Source organism: Achromobacter marplatensis (assembly GCF_049060505.1).
GTDB classification, from domain to species: domain Bacteria; phylum Pseudomonadota; class Gammaproteobacteria; order Burkholderiales; family Burkholderiaceae_B; genus Achromobacter; species Achromobacter marplatensis_A.
The window spans coordinates 1076301-1084058 of the sequence record NZ_JBMGRB010000001.1 but is presented as its reverse complement, the minus strand read 5'-3'; the positions used below and the strand labels follow the sequence as shown (position 1 = coordinate 1084058).

General features: G+C 61.7%; 6 protein-coding genes. 3 read left to right on the top strand and 3 right to left on the bottom strand.

All coding sequences use genetic code 11. From position 1 onward, the window contains the following. Window positions 1-662: 662 nt before the first annotated feature. The 3 genes from rng (at window position 663) to ACI0FO_RS04890 (ending at window position 3638) form a co-directional block, all read left to right on the top strand. Window positions 663-2126 (top strand): ribonuclease G, encoded by a 1464-nt coding sequence (rng, locus tag ACI0FO_RS04900; RefSeq protein ID WP_416024572.1) that lies wholly within the window; start codon window positions 663-665, stop codon window positions 2124-2126. 35 nt (window positions 2127-2161) lie between these two features. Then, window positions 2162-2740: a hypothetical protein gene (locus ACI0FO_RS04895; protein WP_416024514.1), complete on the top strand. Its 579-nt coding sequence runs from the start codon at window positions 2162-2164 to the stop codon at window positions 2738-2740. Window positions 2741-2936: 196 nt separating this feature from the next. Beyond that, window positions 2937-3638 carry a DUF3053 domain-containing protein gene (locus ACI0FO_RS04890; RefSeq protein WP_416024513.1) on the top strand — a complete coding sequence of 234 codons (702 nt, stop codon included), beginning with the start codon at window positions 2937-2939 and terminating at the stop codon, window positions 3636-3638. A gap of 25 nt (window positions 3639-3663) precedes the next feature. Here the strand turns inward: ACI0FO_RS04890 and ACI0FO_RS04885 are convergent, their stop codons facing one another. The 3 genes from ACI0FO_RS04885 to ACI0FO_RS04875 all read right to left on the bottom strand — a co-directional run bounded on the left by ACI0FO_RS04885 (window position 3664) and on the right by ACI0FO_RS04875 (window position 7691). Next, window positions 3664-5130 (bottom strand): sensor domain-containing diguanylate cyclase, encoded by a 1467-nt coding sequence (locus tag ACI0FO_RS04885; protein WP_416024511.1) that lies wholly within the window; start codon window positions 5128-5130, stop codon window positions 3664-3666. Between the two features lie 388 nt (window positions 5131-5518). Further along, window positions 5519-5749, bottom strand: a complete 231-nt coding sequence (locus ACI0FO_RS04880) for a hypothetical protein (RefSeq protein ID WP_416024509.1) — start codon at window positions 5747-5749, stop codon at window positions 5519-5521. A gap of 136 nt (window positions 5750-5885) precedes the next feature. After that, the gene (locus ACI0FO_RS04875) at window positions 5886-7691 is read right to left on the bottom strand and encodes a monovalent cation:proton antiporter-2 (CPA2) family protein (protein ID WP_416024507.1); all 1806 of its coding nucleotides are present in this window, start codon (window positions 7689-7691) and stop codon (window positions 5886-5888) included. Between the last annotated feature and the right edge of the window lie 67 nt (window positions 7692-7758).

The window sequence follows — 7758 nt, the reverse complement described above, 5'->3', positions numbered from 1 at the left end:
AGTTTTCGGCAACTGCCAAGCCTGAAACTATAACACAACTTTTGCAGATTATGCAACCGGCTTTTGCCTGACTTGCATCCTATCTTGCAACCCGCCGCTTTCGCGGCAGCCCTGAATCCAGGGATTGGTTACCAACTTCAGGTGGCTAGCAATTAGATTCGGGTAAACCCTGAACCGCCATCACCAGCCAAGCCCAAGACTATAGCACGATTTTTGCAGATTGCGCAACTGACTTTTGCCTGATTTGCTGCAATCCTTGCAATAACCGCTTGGCGTTCACTTCTGAACCCTTCGCGGCAGGCTTGGCTGAGTTTTCTCTGGGTTGCCCCGGAATGCCCTTGCTTTGCCTGTTGTGCTTGCTTGGCCCCGCTGTTCAAAAAACTGTCTGAACTGCGAAGGAGCGAGACTATAGCACAGGTTTTTACGCTGCCATGCGCGAGAGGCAAGAAAAAATTTCCGCGCGGTGCGCGGATCCAGGCGCCTTCCCGCCTTCCCGCCTTCCCATATATCGCCTATATCCAGCTCTATATAGAGCAGCGCTTTTTCTGCCTCCTCTATATATAGTTGCGATGCCCGGCTTGCCTCCCCTTGGGGTACGTTTACTATTCGCCTGTACGCCGTACCTAATTGGAGACGAACACGCTATGCCCCCAGCCATCGCCCTGCGCGAAGATATCCTGATCAACGTTACTCCCTTTGAAACCCGCGTTGCGCTGGTGGAATTGGGGTCCGTACAGGAGCTGCACGTAGAACGCAGCATCCAGCGGGGCCATGTAGGCAATATTTACCTGGGGCGAGTGGTCAGAGTGCTGCCCGGCATGCAAAGCGCATTCATTGATATCGGACTGGAACGCGCCGCTTTCATCCATATCGCCGACCTGCGCGAGAACCGGGGGGAACGTAGCCAGGGCCTGACACCCACGCCCATCGAGAAGCTGCTGTTCGAGGGACAGACCATCATGGTCCAGGTGGTCAAGGATCCGCTGGGCACCAAAGGCGCGCGGCTGTCGACTCAGATCAGCATGGCCGGACGGATGCTGGTCTACCTGCCGCATGATCCGCATATCGGCATTTCCCAGAAGATTGATTCGGAGTCCGAACGCATCCAGCTGCGCGAGCGCGTGCAGGCCCTGATGCCAGCCGAGGAAAAAGGCGGTTTCATTGTCCGAACCCAGGCGGAAGGCGCCAACGACGAGGAGCTGACGGCCGACTTGGAGTATCTGCGCAAGTTGTGGGCCAGCGTCCAGGCCGCGGCCCGCACCAAGCCCGCCCCCGCTCTGCTTCATCAAGACCTGACGCTGGCCCAACGTGTGTTGCGCGATATGGTGGGGCCGAACACGGGCACCATTCTGGTGGATTCGCGCACGACCAGTGCGGCCATGCTGGAGTGGGCGCGTGTTTACACGCCATCGGTGGTCGACCGCATCCAGCACTACAGCGGCGAACGCCCCCTGTTCGATACCGCCAACGTGGATGACGAGATCGCGCGTGCGCTATCGCGCCGGGTGGACTTGAAATCCGGTGGCTACCTGATCATCGACCAGACGGAAGCGCTGACCACCGTGGACGTCAACACCGGCGGTTTCGTGGGCGGCCGTAATTTCGACGACACCATTTTCAAGACAAACCTGGAGGCGGCGCAGGCCATCGCCCGCCAGCTTCGGCTGCGCAACCTGGGCGGCATCGTCATTCTGGACTTCATCGACATGGAGGAACAGGAACACCGCGATACGGTGTTGGCCGAGCTAAAGAAGGCCCTATCGCGCGACCGCACGCGCATGACGGTCAATGGCTTTACACAATTAGGCCTGGTGGAAATGACGCGCAAGCGCACGCGGGATTCGCTGGCGCATCAGCTGTGCGAGCCCTGCCCCATGTGCGAATCGCGCGGCAATGTACGCACGCCGCGCACGGTCTGCTATGAGATCTTGCGGGAAATCCTGCGCGAAGCGCGCCAGTTCAATCCCAAAGAGTTTCGCATCCTGGCCTCGCAAGACGTGGTGGACCTGTTCCTGGAAGAGGAAAGCCAGCACCTGGCGATGCTGGGCGACTTCGTGGGCAAACGCGTATCGCTGGAAGTGGAAAGCACGTATTCCCAGGAAAAGTACGACATCATCCTGGTTTAGTTCTCCATGCAGGCGCGCCACCTTTTGCTAAAGACATGGATCTGACGCTCATTCGAGCCCTGCTGTTCGGCTTAAGCCTCGCAGGCATCGCGCTTCTGGTGTTTGCGATAAGGCTGATCCGTGGCGCGTTCGCGCCGAAGATCGTCGTCGAGTTGCCCTATACGCAAAAAGAAGCATCGTTTTCGGTTACGACAGCAGGCACCTACGCCATCTGGCAAAAGGCGCCGTTGCTGGCGAAGACGCCCATTGGCGAATTTCGCCCGGAAGTACGATCCAGCGCGTCGGGACAGCCCCTGACATTGCGTGGTTCTTGGATGCGGCCCACCGTTAATAACGGAATGACGGGCCGAATGGAACTGTTCCGGTTCTTCGCTTGCGCCGGCGATTACACAATCGCCTTCGGAGAAGGCGCGAGCGCGTCCAAGATCGAGCTGGCGCTTTCCGCGCTTTTGCCCATCCGAAAGTCGGCGCTGCCGGCGGACTATTCCCTGCAAGTCACGAAGGCGCGGCCGGCTTTCGTCCTGTTGGCGGCGATATTCCTGACGATCATTGCCGCCGGCTGCATTCTTGGCGGATTTGTTTTAGGGATATCGGCGCACCAGCTCGTCGGCTAGGCCGCGCCGGCCTTCGCGCGCTAGCAGGTTGCAGCGTCCTTTTCAACTAAACCTGTATAGATTGTGTGACTTAACAATTCGATTGAAATGAAGTTTGAAACCGATGGCGGCAATAGAAGTCAGCCGATAAGCTGCGGGCGCTTTGCGGGGTCTACTGGCCTCGCGCCCTTTTCCTATGCTTTCGGAGGTCAATACAATGAAGTCTCTATTCCGTCCGTTCCTGTTGCTGGTCGCAGCGTTGCCGCTGGTGCTGGCCGCCTGCGGCGACAAGGAGCCCGAGCAGCGCGCCGCGTTCACGCAGTACCTGCAGACCCGCATCGTCGACAAGCCCGGCGCGCGCGTGCCCGCTTTGACGGATGAAGAAAAGAAGTCTTTTGGCGATTACGCGGCGCACTACGCCGTGATCACCGATTTCAATTCCGGCATGGACGCATCGGTCAAGCCGCTGCCCAGCATCATGCAGAAAGGCGCCGCGCGTTCGTTGAGCGATATCGTGGCGCGTCGTGAAGACTTGAAGGCTGTGCAAACGTCGCTGAACGACATGGGCGTGGCATTGAAAGAACAGAAAGCGAAGGCGGATGCCGCGCGCGCGCAGCTCAAGCAGCCCGATGACCTGAAGGCCGTGTACGACAAGGCCTATGACAAGACCGTGAGCCTGCCGGCCGATACGTTCCGCGATGTGTTGCCGCAGTTGAACGCCACGTTCGACAGCAGCCTGAAGGTTGCTGATTACGTCGAGGCCCACAAGGCGCAGATCCAGATTTCGGGCCCCGTGGTCAAGGTGCAGGATCCGGCGGTGCAAGCCGAGTTGAACCAGCTGCTGCAAGACCTGAACACCCAGGCGAAGAACCTGCAACAGGCGCATACGCGCATGCAGGCGGTGATGCTGGGCCGCTGACGGTATACCCGCCGGCACGCGGCTGCTACAGGGCAACGACCCGGTTGCGGCCGGAATGCTTGGCCTGGTAGACGGCCGCGTCGGCGGCTTCGACCAAGGCGGACGATTCATCGCCCGCCTTGGGCACCGCGGTAGCGACGCCGATGCTGACCGTGACGACGCCGCCGTCGTTATCCTGGTGCGGGACGCCTGATTCCAGAATGGCATGCCGGATGGTTTCGGCAATTCCTATCGCACGCTGACGACTGGTGTTGGGCAACAGCACCACGAACTCTTCGCCCCCATAGCGCGCCGCCAGATCGCGCGGACGGCGAGCGTTTTTCTTGAGAATCGCCGCCATCGTCTTCAGCAATTCGTCGCCTTCCTGATGACCGTAGCGATCGTTATAGCGCTTGAACCGGTCCGCATCCAGGAACAGCAACGACAGTGGATGACCGTCGCGCCGGGCAGCCTGCCACTCGCGCGCCAGCGCCTCGTCGAACGCGCGCCGGTTGGGGATGCCGGTCAGCCCATCCGTCTGGGCCTGCATTTCGAGTTGTGCCTCGAAAGCGCGCCTTAGGCGCATCTCTCGCCTAAACAACACGATCTGCGCCATGACCGACAGGAACAAGGCCAGCGTGACCGGTACGACCAAGGCGACGCGCCTGACCCAGGGTTCGAGGATATCGTCCACGGCCAGCGCTACGTTAATCACCAGCGGCGTATTTTCTATGCTCTCGAACGTGTATAGGCGCTTGACGCCGTCCGGCGACAACGTGCCGACGAACGCGCCCTCGCGGCGAACCAGGAATTGCTGGAAATCCCGGGGGAAATCGAATTCGCGGCCCATGTCGGATAGCGAGTAAGGATTGCGAACCAACACCACGCCGTCATTGCGGAAAACCGTGATGGCGTCGCGATCGCCGATCGATAGCGTGGCAAAGCGGTCGCGGAAGTATGCCAGCCGCAGCGACCCGACGACGACGCCCGCGAAACTTCCGTCGGCGTGGGAAAGCCGCCGGCTGATGGCGATACTTTCGTCTCCGCCGCGCAAGGGGCTCTGATACGGACGGCTGACATACATGCCGACATCGTCGGCATCGCGATGGACCTGGAAGTAGTCCCAATCGGAGAAATTCCGGTCCGCCTCGTCGATGTCCATGGAGGCAAAGCGCAGATTGCCGTTTTCGTCCAGCACACCGATGGCGCCCAGGTATTCCGCCGAGGACGACCGATCGAACAGGAAGCGGCGCAGCGCCTCGCCTTTGATGCGTTCGATGCCGGGTTCGCGCAGGCGTTCGACCACGCCTTGCAGCGACAAGCCGTAGAGGTGCAAGGTACGACTGATGTCTGCCGCCAGCACGCCGGTGACGTTGTGCCCCGCCGTATAGGCAGCTTCCCACGTCAGACGCCTGTCGATCCACAGCAACGCCACGGCGGCGGCGCAAATGCCGATGGCGACCAACCCGGCCAGCGCGTACAGGGCGCGATGCAAAAATCCACGGGACTTCAATGCGGCGCTCCTTCGCAATGGAGAGCGGGACGCGGTGCCTGCCGCGTTGGCCTCCTGTCCGGGAAGATAATGCCGCTAGCCCGCGCCCCGCGCAAGATCGCCGTGCGCGGTCGTGGATTGCCCCGCGCCGGCTATGTGTCTCTGTCGATCAAGACAATGCCAGCCCCAATGACGGGGCCGCCCCAGGACGGCTCGCTACCGTTCGATATGACGGGGAGGTAGACGGCCCGCCACCGGTTCACAGGCAGGTGCCGGCCTTGTTGTCCGAAGCGGGAACAGGCGGAACGCGTGTTGCGGACGGGGCGCTTTACTGGCGAAATTCTCCGGCGATCGCCGGACGGCGCGGACTCAGGGCTGAACTCCGGACGCTTTGCGCCCGGAGTTGCCCTTACGACACCGCCGTGGCGGCGATACGGAAGGGGAAGGCGCGGACGCCCCGTACCTTGTCGGTCTCGCGTTGCGCGTTGATCGCCCAGGCGGGCCCTGCCCCGCCGGAAGACGACATCAGCTGGCGCATCGCGCCGGCCGAAAACCCGCACTGCAAGGCCAAGGCCTGGCGCCGGGCAAGCTCAACACCCACAGCGTGCGGCGTCGTGAAACTACGATCCGATTGCAGCATGGCAGCCCCCTGGCAAATGCTCTTCATCAGTGAAGAGTCAGTGCAAATGAGACTACCGCAGTCTTTTAGTTTTGCGCGTGAAATGATACGTAAAGTAATGCAAAGATGCGGAAATATAGCGTCCGAAATAAGACTGTCATACCAATGGGTTAGCCGCCGCCTCGGCGGTTTCGCGGTCCGGCCTGTCATTCTTGCCATCCGCCGGACCCACCATGTTCCCGTACAGCAGCGACCGGCCCGCAAACAGCCCGCCCGCCACTTCAAGGTCGAACCGTTCGGTGTCGCGCCTGCGCACATCTTCGACGACCTGAGACGCTTCGTCCGCCGGCACGCCAATGGCGCGCAGGGCAGCTTCGCCGAATACCAGCGCGGATTCCAAGGTTTCGCGCACTTGGTAGTCCACGCCTTCCTTGGCCAGCGCCAGGGAATGAATCCGGTCATACGCGCGCACGACCACCCGGACCAGCGGGAATTCAGCCTTGATCAGTTTGACCATGTGATTCACGGCGTGGGGATTGTCGATACAGATCAGGATCGCGCACGCGTTTTCGGCGCCGGCGGTGCGCAGCATGTCGATGCGGGTGCCGTCGCCGTAATAGACCTTGACCCCCCATTTGGCCGCAGCCCGGATGGCGTCGGTGTCCGTGTCGAGGATGGACACTTTCAGGTCGCGGGCCAGCATCGCCTGCGTGACGATCTGCCCAAAGCGGCCGAAACCGACGATCAGGGCGCAGCCGTCCAAGTCCTTGGCAACGTCCACGCCGTCCATGGACGGCGTGGTTTTGGGCAGCAGCCAGCGCAGCGCGAGCACGCACAGCGGCGTTAACGCCATCGAAATAATGACGACAGCCGTGAGCACGGCGCCGGTATGGGCATCGAAAATGCCGGCCGCGGCCGCCGCCCCATAGAGCACGAAGGCGAACTCGCCGCCTTGGGCCAGCAGCGCGGTGCGGGTCATGGCTTCGGCGTGGGAAGCGCGTAGCAACCGCGCCACCACGTAGACGCCCACGGACTTCACCAGCATGAACACCAGCACGGCCGCCAGGATCAGCGGCCATTCACGCGCCACCGCGGACAGGTCGAGCGACATGCCGACGCCCAGGAAGAAGAGACCCAGCAAGATCCCGCGGAAAGGCTCGACCTCGGCCTCCAATTGGTGACGGAACGTGGACTCGGACAATAAGACGCCGGCCAGGAAAGCCCCCATCGCCATCGAAAGGCCACCCAGTTCCATCAGCAGCGCAGCCCCCAGCACGACCAGCAAGGCGGCCGCCGTCATGACTTCCCGGGCATGGGCAGCCGCCAGCAGGCGGAACAGCGGATTCAACAACCAGCGGCCCGCCGCCAAGAGGGCCAGGATGCACCCGATTGCGATAGCGGACTGCAGCCACGGATCGCTTTGCTGGGCGCCGCCTGCCGGGGCCAGCAATGCGACCAGCGCCAGCAGGGGCACGATGGCCAGGTCTTCCAGCAGCAGGATGGAGACGATGCGTTGACCTTGCGCAGTGGCGCTGTCGCCGCGTTCGCCCAGGATCTGCATCACGATGGCGGTGGAGGACAACACGAAACCCATCGCTGCCATGAAGGCGGCGGGGCCCGACAGGCCGGCCAACAGGCCAACGACCGTCAAGAGGCCGCCGCATGTCAGTACCTGAGCCACGCCCAGGCCAAAGATCTCGCCCCTTAGCTTCCACAGGCGCGAGGGCTGCATTTCCAGCCCGATGATGAACAGGAACATCACCACGCCCAGTTCAGCGACGTGCAGGATGGATTTTGGATCCGAAAAGAAGCCGATCCCGAATGGGCCGATGGCCAAGCCGGCCGCCAGGTATCCCAGCACGGAGCCCAGCCCTAGCCGCTTGAAGATCGGAACAGCGATGACGGCCGCGCCCAACAAGACGACGACATTGACGAGTTGATTGCCTTCGATAGGCAGAGCCATGTGGCGCTCCAGGTTATGCGGCGGGGGCTTGCCCCATTTTCCGGCAATCCGGGGGATTGGCAATCCG

Coding starts and splice junctions, on each gene's coding strand:
- ACI0FO_RS04895 (WP_416024514.1), top strand. CDS start 2,162: ATGGATCTGACGCTCATTCGAGCCCTGCTGTTCGGCTTAAGCCTCGCA.
- ACI0FO_RS04880 (WP_416024509.1), bottom strand. CDS start 5,749: ATGCTGCAATCGGATCGTAGTTTCACGACGCCGCACGCTGTGGGTGTT.
- ACI0FO_RS04890 (WP_416024513.1), top strand. CDS start 2,937: ATGAAGTCTCTATTCCGTCCGTTCCTGTTGCTGGTCGCAGCGTTGCCG.
- ACI0FO_RS04875 (WP_416024507.1), bottom strand. CDS start 7,691: ATGGCTCTGCCTATCGAAGGCAATCAACTCGTCAATGTCGTCGTCTTG.